The sequence below is a fragment of the Rhodobacter sp. P2_H5 genome (genome assembly GCF_056403335.1).
Map to the genome: position 1 here is coordinate 1 of NZ_JBFUFS010000105.1, position 785 is coordinate 785.

The 785-nt window shown below is 62.5% G+C and carries 1 protein-coding gene and 1 pseudogene; one reads left to right on the forward strand and one right to left on the reverse strand.

What is annotated here, in order from left to right; translation table 11 throughout:
* Nucleotides 1-216 precede the first annotated feature (216 nt).
* Entirely contained in the window at nucleotides 217-567 is a 351-nt protein-coding gene (locus AC1DVR_RS23750) for a COG4315 family predicted lipoprotein (RefSeq protein WP_478003087.1), read from the forward strand.
* Between the two features lie 16 nt (nucleotides 568-583).
* Here the strand turns inward: AC1DVR_RS23750 and AC1DVR_RS23755 are convergent.
* Nucleotides 584-785, reverse strand: a pseudogene (locus AC1DVR_RS23755) (transposase); the annotation flags it as partial.

The following is a 785-nucleotide window of genomic DNA, read 5'->3' on the forward strand; positions in this document are numbered from 1 at the left end:
AGCGAGATCCTTTTCACCAACGAGGCGAGGACCGGCCCGCGACATCCCGCGATCGTGATCATGCGTTCAGACCAAAGTCCCATTCGGACGGGGTCGAACCCTGTTAATCTCGGGTCTGACAGGCGCAGTTCGCCCCTGTCTTTGGCGAGACCGGATCCTAGGCCGGTTGATCCCGCCAGACGTCAGCGGCGCCTTGCGCCGGTTGGGAGATTTCCGATGACACACGCAAAACTGTTCACATCCCTGTTCGCCGTGACCCTTCTTGGATCAACCCTGGCTGCGATGGCCGGGATGATCATGGATGCCAAGGGCAACACCCTCTACATCTTCGACAAGGACACCGGCGGGGTTTCTGCCTGCTACGATGCCTGCGCAACCAAATGGCCGCCCTATCTGGGCAAAGACTCGGATGCGAAGACCGAAGGCTGGACCCTGGTCGACCGCAAGGATGGCACCAAGCAATGGGCCTATGACGGCAAGCCGATGTACTATTTCTCCGGCGACAAGAAGGCCGGCGAGGCCACCGGCGACGGCATGGGCGGCCTTTGGCACGTGATCAAGGAATGAAGGGGCACGGGAGGGCCCTGAACAAATCAGCGTCGTAGGCCCGGTCGGCCAGCAACCACTCTGCGTTTGGCAGGCTGCCCAGCAGGGCCGCCGCGCCAGGGTAATCTCTGACTTGGCCTGCGGTCATCAGGAAGCGGATCGGGCGACCATCCGCATCGGCGACGGCGTGCCGCTTGGTGTTCATGCCCCCGCTACGGGGCGAATTGCTCCCCCGGATC